The 18,149-nt window shown below is 58.1% G+C and carries 17 protein-coding genes and 1 pseudogene; 15 read left to right on the forward strand and 3 right to left on the reverse strand.

Going from position 1 to position 18,149, the window contains the following annotated elements; all coding sequences use genetic code 11:
• Nucleotides 1-8: 8 nt before the first annotated feature.
• The 4 genes from ureE to ACLB1Z_RS08910 are packed head-to-tail and all read left to right on the forward strand — an operon-like array spanning nt 9 to nt 2,952.
• Entirely contained in the window at nt 9-485 is a 477-nt protein-coding gene (gene ureE / locus ACLB1Z_RS08895) for an urease accessory protein UreE (RefSeq protein WP_409562983.1), read from the forward strand.
• 55 nt (nt 486-540) lie between these two features.
• Nucleotides 541-1,242 carry an urease accessory protein UreF gene (locus ACLB1Z_RS08900; protein WP_409562984.1) on the forward strand — a complete coding sequence of 234 codons (702 nt, stop codon included), beginning with the start codon at nt 541-543 and terminating at the stop codon, nt 1,240-1,242.
• The gene (gene ureG / locus ACLB1Z_RS08905; RefSeq protein ID WP_409562985.1) at nt 1,239-1,886 is read left to right on the forward strand and encodes an urease accessory protein UreG; all 648 of its coding nucleotides are present in this window, start codon (nt 1,239-1,241) and stop codon (nt 1,884-1,886) included. Before ACLB1Z_RS08900 ends, ureG begins: the two co-directional genes overlap by 4 nt.
• 1 nt (nt 1,887) lies before the next feature.
• Nucleotides 1,888-2,952 (forward strand): HoxN/HupN/NixA family nickel/cobalt transporter, encoded by a 1,065-nt coding sequence (locus ACLB1Z_RS08910; protein WP_409562986.1) that lies wholly within the window; start codon nt 1,888-1,890, stop codon nt 2,950-2,952.
• A 34-nt stretch (nt 2,953-2,986) separates the two neighbouring features.
• Here ACLB1Z_RS08910 and ACLB1Z_RS08915 read toward each other — a convergent pair whose 3' ends face one another.
• Nucleotides 2,987-3,904: a response regulator gene (locus tag ACLB1Z_RS08915; protein WP_409562987.1), complete on the reverse strand. Its 918-nt coding sequence runs from the start codon at nt 3,902-3,904 to the stop codon at nt 2,987-2,989.
• The gene (locus tag ACLB1Z_RS08920) at nt 3,897-7,277 is read right to left on the reverse strand and encodes an ATP-binding protein (RefSeq protein ID WP_409562988.1); all 3,381 of its coding nucleotides are present in this window, start codon (nt 7,275-7,277) and stop codon (nt 3,897-3,899) included. Before ACLB1Z_RS08920 ends, ACLB1Z_RS08915 begins: the two co-directional genes overlap by 8 nt.
• Before the next feature lie 274 nt (nt 7,278-7,551).
• Here ACLB1Z_RS08920 and urtA point away from each other — a divergent pair, with 274 nt between their 5' ends.
• From urtA to ACLB1Z_RS08960, 8 genes are all read left to right on the forward strand, one after another.
• Entirely contained in the window at nt 7,552-8,811 is a 1,260-nt protein-coding gene (urtA, locus tag ACLB1Z_RS08925) for an urea ABC transporter substrate-binding protein (protein ID WP_409562989.1), read from the forward strand.
• Nucleotides 8,812-8,915: 104 nt separating this feature from the next.
• Entirely contained in the window at nt 8,916-9,842 is a 927-nt protein-coding gene (gene urtB, locus ACLB1Z_RS08930) for an urea ABC transporter permease subunit UrtB (protein WP_024275675.1), read from the forward strand.
• A gap of 40 nt (nt 9,843-9,882) precedes the next feature.
• A complete protein-coding gene (urtC, locus tag ACLB1Z_RS08935) occupies nt 9,883-11,025 on the forward strand; it encodes an urea ABC transporter permease subunit UrtC (protein WP_409562990.1) in 1,143 nt (380 codons plus the stop codon).
• A 9-nt stretch (nt 11,026-11,034) separates the two neighbouring features.
• The gene (gene urtD / locus ACLB1Z_RS08940; RefSeq protein ID WP_409562991.1) at nt 11,035-11,790 is read left to right on the forward strand and encodes an urea ABC transporter ATP-binding protein UrtD; all 756 of its coding nucleotides are present in this window, start codon (nt 11,035-11,037) and stop codon (nt 11,788-11,790) included.
• A 14-nt stretch (nt 11,791-11,804) separates the two neighbouring features.
• Nucleotides 11,805-12,494, forward strand: a complete 690-nt coding sequence (urtE, locus tag ACLB1Z_RS08945; RefSeq protein WP_409562992.1) for an urea ABC transporter ATP-binding subunit UrtE — start codon at nt 11,805-11,807, stop codon at nt 12,492-12,494.
• Between the two features lie 41 nt (nt 12,495-12,535).
• Nucleotides 12,536-13,765, forward strand: a complete 1,230-nt coding sequence (gene fmdA, locus ACLB1Z_RS08950; protein WP_409562993.1) for a formamidase — start codon at nt 12,536-12,538, stop codon at nt 13,763-13,765.
• Between the two features lie 69 nt (nt 13,766-13,834).
• On the forward strand, nt 13,835-14,161 hold the full coding sequence (locus ACLB1Z_RS08955) for an FmdB family zinc ribbon protein (RefSeq protein WP_409562994.1): 327 nt from the start codon (nt 13,835-13,837) through the stop codon (nt 14,159-14,161).
• Nucleotides 14,162-14,375: 214 nt separating this feature from the next.
• Nucleotides 14,376-14,582, forward strand: a complete 207-nt coding sequence (locus tag ACLB1Z_RS08960; RefSeq protein ID WP_157135409.1) for a DUF768 domain-containing protein — start codon at nt 14,376-14,378, stop codon at nt 14,580-14,582.
• A 41-nt stretch (nt 14,583-14,623) separates the two neighbouring features.
• Here the strand turns inward: ACLB1Z_RS08960 and ACLB1Z_RS08965 are convergent.
• A pseudogene (locus ACLB1Z_RS08965) lies at nt 14,624-15,616 on the reverse strand (alpha/beta fold hydrolase).
• Nucleotides 15,617-15,956: 340 nt separating this feature from the next.
• On the opposite strand from ACLB1Z_RS08965, the gene ACLB1Z_RS08970 reads away from it, so the two are divergent.
• The 3 genes from ACLB1Z_RS08970 (at nt 15,957) to ACLB1Z_RS08980 (ending at nt 18,127) form a co-directional block, all read left to right on the forward strand.
• Entirely contained in the window at nt 15,957-17,006 is a 1,050-nt protein-coding gene (locus tag ACLB1Z_RS08970) for a catalase family peroxidase (protein ID WP_409562995.1), read from the forward strand.
• A complete protein-coding gene (locus ACLB1Z_RS08975; protein ID WP_409562996.1) occupies nt 17,003-17,569 on the forward strand; it encodes a cytochrome b in 567 nt (188 codons plus the stop codon). Before ACLB1Z_RS08970 ends, ACLB1Z_RS08975 begins: the two co-directional genes overlap by 4 nt.
• Nucleotides 17,570-17,740: 171 nt before the next feature.
• On the forward strand, nt 17,741-18,127 hold the full coding sequence (locus ACLB1Z_RS08980; RefSeq protein ID WP_409562997.1) for a hypothetical protein: 387 nt from the start codon (nt 17,741-17,743) through the stop codon (nt 18,125-18,127).
• Nucleotides 18,128-18,149 lie beyond the last annotated feature (22 nt).

Below are 18,149 nucleotides of genomic sequence, written 5' to 3' on the forward strand. Positions count from 1 at the left end.
GGCGAACGATGCTTCGTGCCATTGCATGCGAGTCCCAGGGCGCCCGTCACGGGTTGATCGATGATGAGGTGACGCTCGATTTCGACAATCGGCATCGCCGTCGTTTGGCGATGACGGGAAAAGATGGACTCGAGTTTTTGCTCGATCTACCGCGTGCGCATCGGATTCGACAGGGCGATACGCTGCTGCTGGAGGACGGCCGCAGAGTTCGGGTAATAGCGGCAGAAGAAGAGCTTGCGGAAATCACGACGACATCGGCGGCCGATCTCGTGCGTGTTGCCTGGCATCTCGGTAATCGCCATCTGCCGGTCATGCTGCTGCCGGATCGCATCCTGATCCGCCGCGATCATGTCATCGAAGATATGGTCCGGCTTCTTGGTGCTTCGGTCGCGATGGTCGAGGCAGCGTTCGATCCGGAAGACGGCGCGTACGCGGGCGGCGGCCATCATCACCACCATCATGGCGACGATCACGACCATGGATGACGTGTCCGAGCGTCCGCATAAAATAAGCGGCGAGCTTTCGTCTCAAGACGCGTCTATGGCGGTCTCGAAGGAAGGTAAGTCATCCGATGCGGCTGCGAAGCTGCTGATTTGGCTTTCTCCTGCGTTTCCTGTCGGAAGCTTTGCATTCAGTCATGGCTTGGAATGGGCGGTCCAAGCTGGGCAGGTCAGAAACATCGCTACAGTCATCGCGTGGCTCGATGCTCTTCTTGAGCATGGGGGGATGCGTAATGACGCAATCTTTGCCGCGCACGCGTGGCACGCTGCGATGCTTCGCGACGCGCGCGCGCTCATTGAGATCAACGAACTGGCGCTAGCGATGGCAGGTTCGAAAGAGCGGTATTTGGAAACGACGGCGCAGGGTAATGCCTTCGTCACCATTATCCGAGATGCATGGCGTGCACCAGATTTTGATTGGGGGATTGCATCGGTACGAGGAGATGTCGCTTATCCGGTCGCAGTCGGCTTGACCGGCGCGGCACATAAGATTTCTCAGCATGAGATGCTGCGCTGCTTCGTGCTCGCGCAGGTTCAAAATCTGGTGTCGGCTGTGATCCGCCTCAGCGTCATCGGGCATACGGACGGACAGCACGCGATTGCGTCGCTGCTTCCCGCGGTCGGACGGCTGGTTCTTGTGGCAGAAACTGCTACCCTTGACGATATCGGTGGCGCCGCGTTTCAGTCGGACATCGCCGCCCTTCGGCATGAAACGCAATATTCAAGGCTCTTTCGCTCATGACATCCTTAGATCACGGACCTCTGCGTGTCGGCATTGGCGGTCCGGTCGGCGCCGGAAAGACGGCCTTGATGGAAGCGCTGTGTAAACAGTTTCGCAGCGAGCTCGATATCATTGCGATCACCAATGACATTTATACCAAGGAAGATGCGTTGATCTTAACGCGTGCCGGTGCGCTGCCGTCGGAACGCATCATGGGGGTAGAGACTGGTGGTTGTCCGCACACTGCCATTCGCGAGGACTGCTCGCTCAATCTCATGGCGATAGCGGAAATGCGCGGCAAGTTCCCGAATGCCGATCTAGTTCTGATCGAGTCGGGCGGTGACAATCTGGCCGCGACCTTCTCACCGGAGCTGGCCGATATAACAATCTACGTGATCGACGTTGCGCAAGGCGAAAAAATTCCGCGCAAGGGTGGTCCAGGAATCACGCGCTCCGATCTTTTGGTGATCAACAAGATCGATCTCGCGCCGTATGTGGGCGCGAACCTTGAAGTAATGGAGCAGGACACCAAGCGAATGCGCGGAGAACGGCCGTATGTGTTTACGAATATCAAGGATGGCAAGGGTGTGAGCAAGGTTGCCGAGTTCATCATTCGCTCCGGCGGCTTGCCGCTGACGAGACCCATCGCGACCTTAGGCCATTAGCATGCTGGCCAATCCGTTTGACGACCAGCCCACTCGCAGTGTCGCGAAAGCCGTGACGATGTATGCGTTGCTGATCGCCTCGAACATCGGTGCATGGGTGTGTGCATTCGCTGCTTTTTCCGATCGGCCGACGCTGATGGGGACGGCGCTGCTCGCCTACGTGTTCGGTCTTCGGCATGCTTTCGATGCCGACCATATAGCGGCTATCGACAACGTCGTTCGTAAGCTGATGCAGGAGGGAAAGACGCCTTATTCCGTCGGCTTCTTCTTCTCTCTCGGGCACTCGACCATCGTTATTATCGCTTCGATCATCATTGCGGCGACTGCAGCTGCCATGCAGGGGACGCTTGAAGAGTTTCACGGCATCGGGGGCATTATCGGAACAATTGTTTCGGCACTGTTTCTGCTCGTCATCGGGATCATCAATCTCATAATCCTGAAGAATGTCTGGGCGGCCTTTCTGCGCGCACGTCGCGGCGAGAGGCTTACCGACGCGGACCTCGACACGTTACTTGCGGGACAGGGCGTCTTTGCGAGATTTCTGCGGCCGCTGTTTCGGGTCGTGTCGCGATCCTGGCATATGTATCCGGTCGGCTTCCTGTTCGGTCTAGGTTTTGACACTGCGACGGAAGTTGGATTGCTCGGAATTTCCGCTGCTCAGGCTGCGCAGGGCTTATCGTTCTGGGCCATCCTGGTTTTTCCGGCACTCTTTACGGCCGGAATGTCGCTGATGGATACAACGGACAGCATTCTGATGACGAAAGCCTATGGCTGGGCGTTCGTCAATCCGATCCGCAAGCTCTGGTACAACATGACTATCACTGCGGCGTCGGTCGTTGTGGCCGTCTTTATCGGCGGTGTCGAGGCGCTTGGGTTGATCGGGGACAAGCTTGGGCGCACGGACGGGATCTGGGGCGTCGTCAGCGAGTTGAACGACAACCTGACGAATTTTGGCTTCATCGTGGTCGGCATTTTCATGGCGAGCTGGATGATTTCCGCGATCGTCTATCGCGCCATTGGCGGCGATGCGCTCGGTGTCGTGACGCGAGAACACTCGGCGCGGTAACTGACACGCGAAGCAATGATCTCGTGCGCTGGCCTCAGGGAAGATGGCGAACGGCAGTTGCGGCCGCGGCGGCGCGGTTCTCGACGCCGAGCTTCACGTACACCTGTTCGAGATGCTTGTTCACGGTGCGCGGACTCATTCCGAGGATCTGGCCGATATCGCGGTTCGATTTGCCGCGTGCTATCCACAACAGTACCTCGGCTTCACGCGTCGTCAGACCCAGCTTTTCCTTCAGCAGGATTGCGTCGGTGGATGAACTTTCTTCGGAAACACGCATGAGATGCTCGTCGCCGCTCATGCGGCCGACGAATGAGAGACTGAGTGTTTTCTGCTCTGCGCCGATCGTGAGTGTGCTGGACGACGGATCGCCGCTACCTTCGATGCGTGCCGCGAGCCATTTGACCACTAGGGATGGGAACGCGAAGCTTCGCTCGTCAAAATCTTCAAATGCGGTTCCGAGAAGCTTGCTCGCCTGAGGTGTCGACCATAAGAGGCGTCCGGCGGAATCGGCGGCAAAGAGGTAACGTCCAGTGGTATCCAAGGCAGCGCGTGCGCTGCGCGACATGCGGGCGTTACCGACATGGACGCGGATTCGTGCAAGAAGTTCCTCGATGATGACGGGTTTTGTCACGTAGTCGACGCCGCCGGCTTCGAGCCCTTCGATGATGCGGTCAGTGTCGCGAAGCCCCGTCATGAATATGATCGGAACGTCCGCGAGCGGCGGCAGTCGCTTCATGCGCCGGCATGTTTCGAACCCATCCATGTTCGGCATAACTGCATCGAGCAAGATGATGTCGGGGACAATGCGCGCCACGGTTGTCATGGCACGTTCGCCGTCAGTTGCAATCAGGACTAGCGCGCCGATTTGCTCGAGGGCGGCTGTGAGCATTGCGAGCGTATCGGGATTGTCGTCGACGACGAGGACGATCGTTTTCGCTTCAGCGTCAGTCATCGGCGTGCTCGGGCTCGGCGGGCTGTGCGAGGAGCGCCATGTAGCCGCGAAGGTCGAAGGCGCGAATGCGATCTCGTGCGGCATTGATGAATACGATGGAGCCGTTGCCGGCAGCCTCCAGCTCATCGAGCTTGGACTCGATGCCGGACACAAAGCCGATTTCGCCAAGCCGCATGAGTTCCTCGATATGCCGGGCATCAGGACGGCTTGCGTATTTGATTCCCTGGGGCGGGGCCGAATATTCAGGCGCGCTGGTGGCTGTGACCACTCGGAGGTTCAGCAGCTTTCGGATGTGATTGAGCAGCGTCTGCATGTCGACCGGCTTTGACAGGGCGGCATCGTGATCCGGTACGTCATCGCCACGTGGAGCCTGGTCGCCGATGTTGGCGGACATCATCAAAATTGGAGCGGTGTGGCCAATTTCGCGCAGACGTCTTGCCACCTCCCAGCCGGACATGCCGGGCATCGAGATATCGAGAACGAAAAGATCCGGTGCGCACTCTTCAGCAATGGTGAGCGCGGAGGGACCGTCCGGCGCAGAGATGATGGAAAATCCGACCGGCTCCAAAGCTTCCTTGATCAGCTCGCGATGATCGGTGTCGTCGTCCACGATCAAGATCAGCTTACGCTTGCCGAGATAGCCGACGATACGCTCCTGAGCTTTTGCGGGCGCACGCGAGTCGGCGACGTGCGCCAGCAGCAATTTGATGCGAAACTGGCTCCCCTGGCCAGGTGTGCTCTTGACTGAAATTTCGCCCCCCATGATTTCGACAAGCAGCTTCGTAATGGTGAGGCCCAGCCCCATTCCGGGTCTCAGTTTGGCGCGCATGATCTCGCCGCGCTCGAACGGTTCGAAGACGCGTTCCAGATCTGTCTGCATGATGCCGATGCCGGTATCTTGGATTTCGAATTCGGCAACTTGACTGCGATAGGTGACGCGCAGCGCGACGCTGCCGGTATCGGTGAATTTGACGGCGTTCGAAAGCAAGTTGATCAAGATCTGGCGAAGGCGCTTCTCGTCGGTGCGCACCACGGGCGGAAGCGACGACGCGCCTTCGAAGATGAACTCGATCCCCTTCGAATTGGCTTGCAGGCGGAACATGTCTGCGAGCTGATCGAGAAAGTCACGGATACGGACTTCGCTGGTGGCAAGTTCGAGCCGTCCGGCTTCGACCTTTGAAATGTCGAGCAGGCCGTCGATCAGGCCGGAGAGGTGCTCGGCGCTGCGACGAATGACGCGGACGCCTTTCTGGGCCTTGACGGGCAGCATGTCGTCGACATCGAGAAGCTGCGCATAGCCAAGCACGGCATTAAGCGGCGTGCGTAGCTCATGATTGATGGCGACGACGTAGCGGCTTTTTGCGAGGTTGGCGGCTTCTGCGACTTCTTTCGCCTTATGCAGTGCTCGGTCCGTGCGTTTATGGGCTTCGATTTCCCGGGTAAGCAGCGTCGTCTGGCGTGCGGATTCGTCCTGCGCGATTTTTCGGCTCTCTTGGGCAAGAACGAAAAGCCAGCTCGCGACGCCCGCGATGATCGCGAGGATCAGGAACGTTGCCCAGAGCGTGCCGGCAATCGCACCGGCGTCGTGCGGAACGGCTGTCACCGCAAGATAATGCACGAGCAGAAGCACGAGCCCGAGAATGGTGCAGAACAGCGTGAAGACGCCGAAGAAGTGACCCGTTCGAGAATTGAGCCCCTTGACCAGATGTGGGGGCAGCGCGCCGCGCAGGAGCTTGACGAGCTGCACCTGATAGCGTCCGTGCGGCTTGCAGCCGTCGCGGCAGCGGGCGTCGATCGAGCAGCAGAGCGAACAAATCGGACCCGAGTAGACCGGGCAGTGCGCCATGTCCTCGGGTTCGAATTCGTGCTCGCAGACAATGCAACGGATTGCGGACTTCTGGCCCCAGGATGCGCGCGGCTTGCGGGCGAGATAGTATTTTCCATTGGTCGCATAGGCGATGGCAGGCGCCGTGATAAGCGCCACGATCAAGGCGACCAGTGGCGCCAGTGACTGGGCATAGATCCCGAAGGTGCCGCTGTACGAGAACATGGCCGCGGCCGTTGCGATGATCATCGCGCCGACGCCGACGGGGTTAACGTCGTAGAGATGGGCGCGCTTGAACTCGATGCGCTTGGGGCTCAGTCCGAGGGGCTTGTTGATGCAGAGGTCGGCGACGATAGCGCCGAGCCACGCCACTGCGACGACCGAATAAAGACCCAGAGTATGCTCAAGCGTTTTGTATATTCCCGCCTGCATCAGCAGGAGTGCGATGGCAACATTGAAAAACAGCCATACGATTCGACCGGGATGGGCGTGTGTCAGCCGTGAAAAGAAATTCGACCAGGCAATCGACCCGGCATAGGCGTTCGTGACGTTGATCTTCATCTGGCAGAGTACGACAAACGTTCCGGCCAGCGCGAGGGCCAACTGCGGAGAGTTCGTCACGTAACCGAATGCGACCAAGTACATCTGCATCGGCTCGCCGGCCTGTGAAACGGGGATGCCGTGCCGGAGACAGAGGACGGCAAGGAACGATCCGATCAGGATTTTGATGGCGCCGGGGACGATCCAGCCAGGGCCGGAGACGAGGAGGGCCGTCCACCACGCTACGCGGCCCGTTTTCTCCTTCGGCGGCATGAATCGCAGGATGTCGACCTGCTCGCCGATTTGCGCGATGAGAGCAAAAACAACGGATCCGGCCGCGCCGACGCCCAGCAGATTGAAGGTCGCGCCCGGCACAAGATCGCCGCGGTAGCCGATCCAGGCGTCGAAATTCTCCCGGTGTTGTAATGCAATGATAATGGGCGGGGTCAGTTGCAGCAGAATCCAGAACGGCTGTGTCCAAAGGTGGAACCGGCTGATCCACGTGATGCCGTGCGTGACGATTGGGATGACTACGATAGCGCTGATTACGTAACTGACGGCCAGCGGAAACCCAAAGCAAACGCTCAGCGCGAGAGCCATAATGGCGGCTTCGATCGCGAAAAAAATGAACGTGAAGGAGGCATAGATCAGCGACGTGACCGTCGAGCCGATATAGCCGAAACCGGCACCGCGGGTCAGCAAATCGATGTCGACGCCGTCGCGTGCGGCATAATAGGCAATCGGAAGGCCCGTCAAAAAGATCAGGATCGAGACGGCCAGAACGGCCGTAACTGCGTTCGAGAAGCCATAACTTATGGTGATGGCGCCGCCGATGGCCTCGAGCGCCAGGAATGACACTGTTCCGAATGCTGTATTCGCAACGCGCGCAGCGGACCACCGGCGCGCACGTTTGGCGGTGAAGCGAAGCGCGTAGTCCTCCAGGGTCTCGTTGGCGACCCATTGGTTATAGCTGCGGCGAACAGGAACGATCCGAAGCCGGTTAGTCATTCACTCAAATCGCCTCCCCCGAACGGTAACCATACCGCGCCGCAAAAATGTGGCTGTCGCTGAAAACTACCCCTCACACTCCCTGAGACAAACCTATTTCGATCATGCGGTTGGTTCTCGTCGAGCCGTCCGCCACGCGCGCGGGCGCGCGTAGGCAACCTACGCAGGGGGTGCGGCGCACCATATACGTTAACTGACGTATGTGCTGCGGCGCAAAATCGGTTTCCTATGTCCGCGCGATGTCCGGGGTGGGCAGTTCGAACGGAGGATCTTGATGGCGACGGAAGATAACGGACCTCAATCGCGGCTACGGCGTAAATTGTTGATGGGTATGGCCGCGGCTCCGTTTGCCGGGTTGTTGCCGAAAGCCGCATTTGCCGACGCACCAGCGACGTCGGCGATCAATACGACCGGATTGGCGGTCACCGACAAAGAAGTGACGGTCGGTATTCTTCACTCGGTCACAGGCACGATGGCCATCAGCGAGACGGGTTCGGTCGAGGCCGAGAAGCTCGCGATCCAGCAGATCAACGATGCGGGTGGCGTGCTAGGTCGTCAGATCAAGATCATTCAGGAAGACGGCGCCAGCGATTGGCCGACATTTGCGGAAAAAGCGAAGAAGCTACTCGTCAACGACCACGTCGCGGCGATCTTCGGATGCTGGACGTCAGCGTCTCGCAAGGCGGTGCTGCCGGTTCTCGAGCAGTACAACGGCATGCTCTACTATCCAACCTTCTACGAAGGCCTGGAGCAGTCGAAGAACGTCATCTACACCGGCCAGGAGGCGACGCAGCAGATTCTGTCCAGCTTGAACTGGATCAACAAGGAGAAGGGCGCCAAGACCTTCTACCTGATCGGCTCGGACTACATCTGGCCGCGCACGTCCAACAAGATCGCGCGCAAGCATATCGAAAACCATCTGACGGGCTGCAAAGTCGTCGGTGAAGAGTACTTCCCGCTCGGCGCGACGCAGTTCAACTCGGTCATCAACAAGATCAAGTTGAAGAAGCCCGACGTGATCTTCATGGACGTCGTCGGTGGTTCGAATGTCGCCTTCTACAAGCAGCTCAAGGCGGCGGGCATCAATCTCGACAAGCAGCTTTTGCTGACGATCTCGGTTACGGAAGACGAGATCGACGGCATCGGCGGCGAAAATATCGCGGGCGCCTACGCCTCGATGAAATACTTCGAGTCGCTGAAGAACCCGAACAACGAAGCCTTCGTCAAGGCGTTCCACAAGATGTGGGGCGACAAGACGGTGATCGGCGACGTGACGCAGGCGGCCTATCTCGGCCCGAACCTGTGGAAGCTCACAGCCGAGAAGGCAGGCAGCTTCGACGTCGACAAGATCGCCGCGGCATCGCCGGGCATCGAGTTCAAGGGCGCTCCGGAAGGCTACGTCAAGATCCACGAGAACCACCATCTCTGGAGCCGCGCACGTATCGGTCGGGCGCGGACCGACGGTCAGTTCGATGTGGTCTACGAGACGCCCGAGCTGATCGAGCCCAATCCGTTCCCAAAGGGCTATCAGTAAGGCCCTTTCCAGCGGGCTTTGGAGCCCGCATCGCTTGAGTGCTTCGCGCCGATACGCTCATGCGCGGCGCGAAGCCATCAACGTCCGATACTCCGGAGCGCGCAATGTTCGGCGATTACTCGTTCAGCGATCTTGGTTCAATCTTCGTGATGCAAGGCTTTGCGGGATTGATCCTGTTTTCGGTCTTCGTGCTTATGGCGCTCGGACTGGCCATCATTTTCGGCCAGATGGGCGTGATCAACATGGCGCACGGCGAGTTCATGATTCTCGGCGCGTACGTCACCTGGATGACGTCGGAGTTCTTCAAATCGCACCTGCCGATGCTTTTCGGCGGATACTTTTTCGTCGCGATGATCCTGGCATTCATAGCGGCTGGTGCGCTTGGGATGTTCGTCGAATGGGCGCTGATCCGACATCTTTATAAGAGACCGCTCGATACCTTGCTGGCGACGTGGGGCCTCAGCCTCATTCTGCAGCAGGTTTATCGCTCTGTTTTCGGCGGCCGCGAAGTCGGCGTCGATCTGCCTGAGTGGATGATGGGCTCCTGGCAGGTGACGGACACCATCCAGATTCCGATCAACGGCATGTTCGTGATGGCGCTGACATTAATCATTACGCTGATCGTCGGCTACATCATGTATTATTCCAGCTGGGGGCGTCAGGTTCGCGCCGTGATGCAGAACCGCGTCATGGCCAGCGCCGTCGGCATCAATACCGAACGCGTGGATCGCTTTACCTTCGGGCTCGGTTGCGGAATTGCCGGCGTCGCGGGGAGTGCCTTCACGATGATCGGCTCGACCGGTCCGACGTCGGGTCAGCTTTATATCGTCGACACGTTCCTTGTCGTTGTGTTCGGCGGCGCAGCCAGCCTGCTTGGAACGATCGCATCGGCCTTCACGATCTCGCAGACGCGTTCGACGCTGGAGTTCTTCACCTCCGGATCGATGGCGCAGGTCATCACGCTTCTTGCGGTCGTCATCATCCTGATGCTGCGTCCACAAGGACTGTTCGCCCTCAAGGTTCGCAAATAGCCGCCGCCGACTTCAGATCCAAGCGCGAGAGCACACTCACATGAACGCCAATCCTCGCTTCTTCTCCCGTTCCGAGTTGGTCGGCCTCGCCGTCCTGGCATTGCTGCTGGTTGTCGTGCTGCCGATGACGCTCGACAATTTCCGCCTGAACCTCGTGGCGAAATATCTGACCTATTCGTTCGTTGCGCTCGGGTTGGTGATCTGCTGGGGATACGGTGGCATTTTGAGCCTGGGGCAGGGGGTGTTCTTCGGCATCGGCGGTTACTGCATGGCGATGTTTCTCAAGCTCGAAGCATCGAGCGTCGCCAACACGAAAATCCAGTCGACGCCCGGTATCCCGGATTTCATGGACTGGAACCAGATCACGCAGCTTCCCTTCTTCTGGGAGCCATTCCACAGTTTAACGTTTGCGATCCTGGCCGTATTCGTCGTGCCGGCGGTGTTTGCATTTATCATCGGCGCGGCGATGTTCAAACGTCGTGTCAGCGGCGTCTACTTCGCGATCATCACGCAAGCGATTGCCGCCATTCTGACGATCCTTATCGTCGGGCAGCAGGGCTATACGGGCGGCATCAACGGCATCACAGATCTTCGCACCCTACATGGGTGGGATATCCGGACCGACAGCGCCAAAGTCATTCTCTATTTTGTTGAAGTCGCGGTGCTGTTCGTCTGTCTGCTGGTGGCGCTGTTCGTGAAGCATTCGAAGCTCGGGCGCATTCTGGTGGCGATGCGCGAGAAAGAGGATCGCGTGCGGTTCTCGGGTTATAGCGTCGCCAACTTCAAGATTTTCGCATTCTGTTTGTCGGCCGTGTTCGCGTCGATCGGCGGCGCTCTGTTTACGCTTGAAGTTGGTTTCATGTCGCCGTCGTTCGTCGGCATCGTTCCCTCGATCGAAATGGTAATCTTCGCGGCGGTCGGCGGCCGCATGTCCATCTTCGGTGCGGTCTACGGCACGCTGCTCGTCAACTATGCGAAGACGAGCCTTTCCGAAAGCTTCCCGCAACTCTGGCAGCTGGGCTTCGGAGCGCTCTTCATTGCCGTTGTGCTGCTCTTCCCAGGTGGACTGGCAGGCGCCTGGAACGACTATGTGCAGCCGAGGATCGACCGGCTCTTCTCGCGGAGTAAAGGCAAGTCTCTTGCGAGCGGCCAGCCGATCGCAGACGGCGCACCGGCAGAATAGGAGAGCGATATGGAGATCGGTCAACAACCTCGGGATTTCCTACTCGCTGTCAGTGGGCTAACGGTATCCTTCGACGGCTTCAAAGCGGTCAACGATCTGTCGTTCTATGTCGATGAGAACGCGATCCAGGTCATCATCGGACCGAATGGCGCGGGTAAGACGACAGTGCTCGATTTGATCTGCGGGAAGACCAAAGCGACTTCCGGGTCTATCACCTTCCGCGGCAAGGAACTCACGAAGCTATCCGAGAACGCCATCGTGCATGCGGGCGTCGGCCGGAAGTTCCAGACGCCGTCGATCTATGACGATCTGACGGTTTTCGAAAACTTGGAGATCTCCTATCCGCGCGGACGCAGCGTGTTCGGCGCTCTGACGTTCAAGCGCGACGCTGCCGTGCGTCAGCGCGTCGAAGAAGTCGCGGAAATGATCTTCCTGAAAGACAAGCTCAACATGAGTGCGCAGCTTCTGAGCCACGGCCAGAAGCAGTGGCTCGAGATCGGCATGCTCCTCATCCAGGATCCCGAGCTTTTGATGCTTGATGAACCCGTCGCGGGCATGAGCGTCAGCGAGCGCGAAAAGACCGCTGAGCTTCTGCATCGGATCATCAAGGATCGTTCGGTGCTGGTGATCGAGCACGACATGAAGTTCGTCGAAGACATCGCGCACAAGGTGATCGTGCTCCATCAGGGCAAAATTCTATCGGAAGGCTCGATGGAGAAGGTCCAGAACGATCCCAAAGTGATTGAAGTCTATCTCGGCCATTAAGGAAGAAATCGACAATGCTGGATATCTCCGATTTCCACGTCGCCTATGGCCAGAGCGAAGTTCTGCACGGCCTCAATCTGTCGATCGCGCCCAATGAGATCGTCGCGATCATGGGCCGCAACGGCATGGGCAAGACGACCATGATGAAGGCCCTTATGGGCATCTTGCCAACGAAGCAGGGTTCGGTGTCGATGAACGGCGCCGACATCACCAAGCTCAAAAGCTATGAGCGTGTTGCTAAAGGTTTGGCCTACGTTCCCCAAGGTCGAATGATTTTTTCGACCATGACAGTCGAAGAGAATATCGAGACGGGGCTTGTGGTCCACGGTGGCAGCAAGGTTTCGCCCGATATCTACGAGCTTTTTCCGGTTCTGCTCGAAATGAAGAAGCGCCGCGGCGGTAACCTGTCTGGCGGCCAGCAGCAGCAGCTCGCGATCGCGCGCGCTCTTGCGACCAAGCCGAAGGTTCTGCTGCTCGATGAGCCTACGGAAGGCATCCAGCCGTCGATCATTCGTGAAATGGCGCGGACGCTTCGGCGCATTCGCGATGAGCGCGGGCTGTCGATCATCGTGTCGGAACAGGTTTTGAGTTTTGCGCTCGATGTCGCCGACCGTGTGCTGGTTGTCGAGAACGGCGAGATTGTCCACGACGAGCCGCGTTCATCAGTCGATGAGGCGAAAGTGGCGAGGTATCTCTCAGTTTAAGTCTGAATTCGGTGTCTGCAGAAATGGAAGGGGCAGTATGAATGACCGAAACGCTCATTAAAGTCGACCTGTCGAAGTCCGCATATGAAAACGACATGGTTCACAATCGATGGCATCCGGACATTCCGATCGTCGCCTGGACCGAGCCTGGTTCAGACTTCATCATCGAGACGTACGACTGGACCGGCGGCTTCATCAAGAACAACGACGATGCGTCGGACGTGCGCGATATAGATTTGACGATCGTGCACTTTCTCTCAGGCCCAGTTGGCGTCAAGGGCGCCGAGCCGGGTGATTTGCTCGTTGTTGAGATCCTCGACATCGGGGCGAAGCCGGAGAGCAACTGGGGTTTCAACGGCTTCTTCTCGAAGAACAACGGCGGCGGCTTCCTGACCGATCATTATCCCTCAGCGCAGAAGTCGATCTGGGACTTTGAGGGCATGTTCACGAGGTCACGCCACATTCCGGGTGTGCGTTTTCCGGGTCTCATCCATCCTGGCCTGATCGGCTGCTTGCCCGATCCTGCACTGCTCAAGACCTGGAACGATCGCGAAATTCCGTTCGTGGAGGCCAATAAAGATCGTGTGCCTCCCGTCGGCACGGTGCCCTTTGCGCCGACGGCGCACATGGGCCGCCTCAAGGGCGATGCGCGGGATAAGGCTGCAGCCGAAGCGGCGCGTACGGTTCCGCCGCGTGAGCATGGCGGCAACTGCGATATCAAGGATCTGTCGCGTGGCTCGAAAGTGTTCTTCCCGGTCTACGTACCCGGCGGCGGCCTTTCGATGGGCGACCTTCACTTCAGTCAGGGCGACGGCGAAATCACGTTCTGCGGCGCGATCGAGATGGCCGGTTGGCTGCATCTCAAGGTCGACGTGATCAAAGACGGCATGTCGAAGTACGGGATCAAAAATCCGATCTTCAAGCCGTCGGTCATCACGCCGAAGTACGACGACTATCTGATCTTCGAGGGCATCTCGGTCGACGAGATGGGCAAGCAGCACTACCTCGACGTTCACGTCGCGTATCGTCAGGCGTGTCTCAACGCCATCGAATACCTGAAGAAGTTCGGCTATTCGGGCGCGCAGGCTTACTCGATCCTGGGAACGGCGCCCGTTCAGGGGCATATCTCTGGCGTCGTCGACATTCCGAACGCCTGCGCCACTCTGTGGGTGCCGACCAAGATCTTCGATTTCGATATCAATCCCTCTGCCGCGGGACCGACAAAGTTCCTTGACGGATCGATCCAGATGCCGATTGCGCCCGACGCGTAAGCGCATTCGAACGTGCACGAAAGCTGGGTTGGCTGTGTTGGCCAACCCACCTCAAGGGAGCCGCCAATAATGCCGGTTTACGATTATGATTGTCCCAGTTGCGGACCGTTCTCGGTTCTACGTTCGATGTCTGAGTTCGAGTTGCCGCACGATTGTCCGGATTGTGGGACCGAGGCGCCGCGAGCGATTTTAACAGCACCCGCAATAGCGGGACTGAGTCGGGCTCGCCGCATTGCAGCCGAGACGAACGAGCGCTCATCGCACGAACCGCGAAATTCGAAAGGGCATGCGCCGGGATGCGGCTGCTGCTCCAAGACGAAAGCCAAGCCAAAACAAGACGGCGGGACCGCGATGAAGAGCTTTCCTTCGTCCCGCCCCTGGATGATCAGCCATTAATCCTGCGATTCAGCAGCTGTTCGCAGCGGTCTGTAGGTTACGGATGGATCATAGCCCGACACCAAAGAAGAACGCGAAAACGCGCCGGGGGGCGAACTCGCACGATAGTGGCCAGTGTGCTGTTTCGGATATGCGGCGGCCCGGCGCTTCTTGGTGCGCTCGCGATCCGATCTTGGGTGTTGGATATCTCAGCTCTGCGCGTTGCCGGACGTCGATGTCAACGAGGACCACAAAGTTTCTGACGGATTGGCTGCGGTGGCACGTCGTGGGGCGTGTCGCGAGCGCCGAGGACATTCCCGCGCTCGCTGCGAAGTGTCTCCATGATGCTTGGAGCGAAGGCATATCTCGATACGATCTCGAAGGCGCCGTTGGCTCGCTCGAGGACTGTATTCGCGAGGGCCTGCTTCAGGTCAAGAAGTGAGCGCCACTATATTTTGCGGGCCGATCTTGGACCGTGCATGCCTATAACTTTGCTTTTCGACGCATGAAATCCGTTATCTGGGCGGCGATAAACGTGCTGTGCGTGGCGGTCGCGAAGTGGCCGCTGTCGACGAACTTGATTTCTGCGTCAGGAATATCGCGCTTGAATGCTTCGTCGCCGGGAGGAATGAAAAAGAGATCGTTCTTGCACCAGACCGCCAGCAGCGGCGGCTTGTTTTGCCGTAAGTATTTCTGCCAAGCCGGGTAGAGCGCAACGTTGTTGCGGTAATCGTAGAAGAGATCGAGCTGAATCTCATCGATGCCCGGCCGCTGAAGATAGGCGTAATCGAGCATATAACCGTGCGGAGACACCAAGCCCGCATCGGCGCCGTGGAGATACTGGTCTTTTGTTGCGTCCAGAGTGAGCACGGCGCGCAGCGCGTTGCGGTTTTCAAGTGAAGCGTCTTTCCAGTACGCCCGGATGGGTTTCCATGCGTCGCCCAATCCTTCTTCGTAGGCGTTACCATTCTGGGTGATCAGCGCGCTGACACGTTCGGGGTGCGCGGCGGCAATGCGGAAGCCAGTCGGTGCGCCTTAATCGAACAGGTAAAGTGCATATCTCTTCAGGCCTAACGCATCAGTGAAGCCATCGATGGTTTTGGCCAGATTGTCGAACGTATAGGTGTAATGCTCACGATCGGGTGCTTTCGTCAGACCGAAGCCCGGCAGGTCCGGTGCGATCAGGCGGAATGGGCCTGCGAGTTGAGGAATGAGGTCACGGAACATGTGACTGCTCGTCGGATAGCCGTGAAGCAGCAGGATGACTGGCGCATCTGCAGGACCGGCTTCGCGGTAGAAGACTTCGACATCGCCAATCTTCACCGTTTTATAATGAACGGAATTCGTAGGAACGGAATTGCCTGACGTCACGATGTCTCCCGCATTGACGGCACTCGCGCGCAATGTCAGCCCGGCGGTGGCGGCTGCGTCTCCAAAAATTTTCAGCGCAACTCTGCGATCGGTCTCCGTCAGCATGTTCAACCTCCATTGAAACTAGGCAGGGAGGTAGGCGATTTGCACTTGCGCCTAAAGCCGGAGATGTTGGGAGACACAATTCCAGATTTCGGAAGGGGACACGGCAGCCTCGCGCTTCGCATGCTTATGTTTTTAGAGATGGTGCGGGGTAGCCGTGGACTGGGCGTCGAACAAGGCGATATGTTTTGTTGTGTCTCGACCGGGTTCGCGTTTGCCCAGCATGGTAAATCGTGCGAATTCGCAAGTCGTGATCGATCTTTGAAAGATTATCGTCGCAGTTGCAGGATATCGCTGCGCTAAGCCACTGCATACTTTCATCGCAAGCAATAGCGAGGTCTCAATGTCAGACTCTCACCGATCACCGCCACTTGGTTCGTTGGCGCTGATCGCCGTCGTCATCGCAGGCGGCGCGGCAGCGTTCGCCTACACGGCCGGCTGGTTTTCACCACACCGCCTCACTCCGATGAAAATGGTCGAGGCATTTGCCCCGCCTGGGGGTCCGGCTCTGGGCCATCGCCGTAACCACGCCAAAGGCATCTGCTTTACTGGTGAGTTCGAAGCGAACGGCGCGGGCAGCGAAATCTCGAAGGCAGTTGTTTTCGAGAAGGGGGAGTATCCTGTCGTCGGGCGCTTCAATCTAGGTACTCAGGACCCTAATGTAGATGACGCTACTGTTCGTGTTCGCGGCATCGGTCTACAGATAACAACTCGGGATGGGCAGGTCTGGCGAAGCGCCATGATCGATCCGCCATTCTTCCCGGTTTCGACGCCGCAAGCGTTCTACGATTTGCTGAAAGCATCGAAGGACAAGGCTGCGGACGCGATGAAAAACTTTATAGCGGCCAATCCCGAATTTTCGCATTTTGCTTCGTGGGCGGGTAGCGCGCCGTGGACAGCGAGTTACGCCGAGGAGCCCTACAACAGCCTAAACAGTTTCGTGATGACAAACAAAGAGGGCGAGCAGAAGACAGTTCGATGGGGAATCGTGCCGGAAGCGCGAGTCGTTACGGTCTCGCAGGATGACCTGAAAAAGCTCGGGCCGAATTTTCTCGACGTTGATATCGCCAAGCGTGTTGCGGCTGCGCCTCAAAGCTGGAAGCTGGTGGTGATCGTTGCAAATCCAGGAGATCCGACAGCAGATCCAAGCAAGGAGTGGCCTGCCGACCGCCGCAAGATCGATGTCGGCACGCTGACGGTTACGAAAATCGAACCGGAGGCGGACGGTCCATGTCGTGAGATCAACTTCGATCCAACCGTTTTGCCGACGGGCATTACGACATCCGACGATCCGTTCCCGGCCGCGCGGTCGGCGGCGTATATGAAGTCATATGATCTGCGTACGGCTGAATCCAAGTACTATCCCCGCACCCCGACTGGAGAAAAGCAATGACCGGAGAAACGCCGCGTTTCAATCCATTGCAGCGCCTTCTGCATTGGGTGATGGCCGTTTGCATTCTAGCGATGCTGTTCATCGGCGTGGGGATGCTCTCGACCGTCACACCGAAGTTTTTGCCGCTGATGGAGACGCACAAATCGCTTGGTGTCGTCATCCTCGTGCTCGTGCTCATTCGGCTTGCGGTACGGTTGCGGTACGGCGCGCCGGCGTTGCCGAAGGATTTGCCGGAGCCGATGAAACTCGCGGCAGAACTGTCTCACTACGCACTCTATGCGCTGATGATCGCGATGCCGTTGCTGGGATTGGCGCTGTTGTTTACCGCAGACTATCCTGTCGTGATCTTTGGGCGCACCTGGGTTCCACAGATCCTGCCGCAAAGCGACAGTCTTCATACCCTGCTCTGGAACGCCCACTACTATCTGGCGTTTTGTTTCTTTGCACTGGTTCTGCTGCATATCGCGGCGGCGCTGTATCACGCGATCGTCCGGCGTGACGGCGTGTTCGAGTCAATGGCCTCTGTGTCGACGCATCATCAGTCGGCTCCTGCCGCCGAGTGAGGGCGTGAAGGACATCTGAGGACGCGTCGTCCGCCAACCTACGATGGGTCTTCCTGCAAATGTCGGCAGGGAGGCCCATCGCGTTTTTATATCTCTCCATGTCGAGACACATGGAATCCCTATGCCGGTGTTCCTAGTTTGATGGCAAAGCGCCCACTACTGGAGGCGGCCATGGAAAAAGACCTCGAAAGCGTCCCGACGGCGTCCGATGTGCCTTCTTGCATTGAGGCATGTGCGGAGTGGTCTGACAGCGAACTCAAGGATGCGCCCGCTCACGCTGTGGATTGGTCGCCGCGGACCATCGGCCTGACAGACGATCAGATGCGGAGTGCTGCGATGCTCTTTGGCGTGATCATTCTGTTCTTTGCCGGGATCGGAATCGCTTTAACGGAATTCATGTCGGCTGAACGGCAAGTGGCGCTTATGGATTGCGTTCAAATCGTTGGCGATACCGAGCGACTCGCTTGCTACGATAAAGCGGCAACGCAATTGTCGGCGCCTTTCAAGGGGGGATCGCCCTTTCCCACTTATTCCCGACCGGACGTCGATGGTGGCTAAGGGCTTTTCTCTATCCGGCAAA

This window comes from Hyphomicrobium sp. MC8b, from assembly GCF_905067615.1.
Classification (GTDB): domain Bacteria; phylum Pseudomonadota; class Alphaproteobacteria; order Rhizobiales; family Hyphomicrobiaceae; genus Hyphomicrobium_B.

Coding starts and splice junctions, on each gene's coding strand:
- ureE (WP_409562983.1), top strand. CDS start 9: ATGCTTCGTGCCATTGCATGCGAGTCCCAGGGCGCCCGTCACGGGTTG.
- ACLB1Z_RS08900 (WP_409562984.1), top strand. CDS start 541: ATGGCGGTCTCGAAGGAAGGTAAGTCATCCGATGCGGCTGCGAAGCTG.
- ureG (WP_409562985.1), top strand. CDS start 1,239: ATGACATCCTTAGATCACGGACCTCTGCGTGTCGGCATTGGCGGTCCG.
- ACLB1Z_RS08910 (WP_409562986.1), top strand. CDS start 1,888: ATGCTGGCCAATCCGTTTGACGACCAGCCCACTCGCAGTGTCGCGAAA.
- ACLB1Z_RS08915 (WP_409562987.1), bottom strand. CDS start 3,904: ATGACTGACGCTGAAGCGAAAACGATCGTCCTCGTCGTCGACGACAAT.
- ACLB1Z_RS08920 (WP_409562988.1), bottom strand. CDS start 7,277: ATGACTAACCGGCTTCGGATCGTTCCTGTTCGCCGCAGCTATAACCAA.
- urtA (WP_409562989.1), top strand. CDS start 7,552: ATGGCGACGGAAGATAACGGACCTCAATCGCGGCTACGGCGTAAATTG.
- urtB (WP_024275675.1), top strand. CDS start 8,916: ATGTTCGGCGATTACTCGTTCAGCGATCTTGGTTCAATCTTCGTGATG.
- urtC (WP_409562990.1), top strand. CDS start 9,883: ATGAACGCCAATCCTCGCTTCTTCTCCCGTTCCGAGTTGGTCGGCCTC.
- urtD (WP_409562991.1), top strand. CDS start 11,035: ATGGAGATCGGTCAACAACCTCGGGATTTCCTACTCGCTGTCAGTGGG.
- urtE (WP_409562992.1), top strand. CDS start 11,805: ATGCTGGATATCTCCGATTTCCACGTCGCCTATGGCCAGAGCGAAGTT.
- fmdA (WP_409562993.1), top strand. CDS start 12,536: ATGACCGAAACGCTCATTAAAGTCGACCTGTCGAAGTCCGCATATGAA.
- ACLB1Z_RS08955 (WP_409562994.1), top strand. CDS start 13,835: ATGCCGGTTTACGATTATGATTGTCCCAGTTGCGGACCGTTCTCGGTT.
- ACLB1Z_RS08960 (WP_157135409.1), top strand. CDS start 14,376: ATGTCAACGAGGACCACAAAGTTTCTGACGGATTGGCTGCGGTGGCAC.
- ACLB1Z_RS08970 (WP_409562995.1), top strand. CDS start 15,957: ATGTCAGACTCTCACCGATCACCGCCACTTGGTTCGTTGGCGCTGATC.
- ACLB1Z_RS08975 (WP_409562996.1), top strand. CDS start 17,003: ATGACCGGAGAAACGCCGCGTTTCAATCCATTGCAGCGCCTTCTGCAT.
- ACLB1Z_RS08980 (WP_409562997.1), top strand. CDS start 17,741: ATGGAAAAAGACCTCGAAAGCGTCCCGACGGCGTCCGATGTGCCTTCT.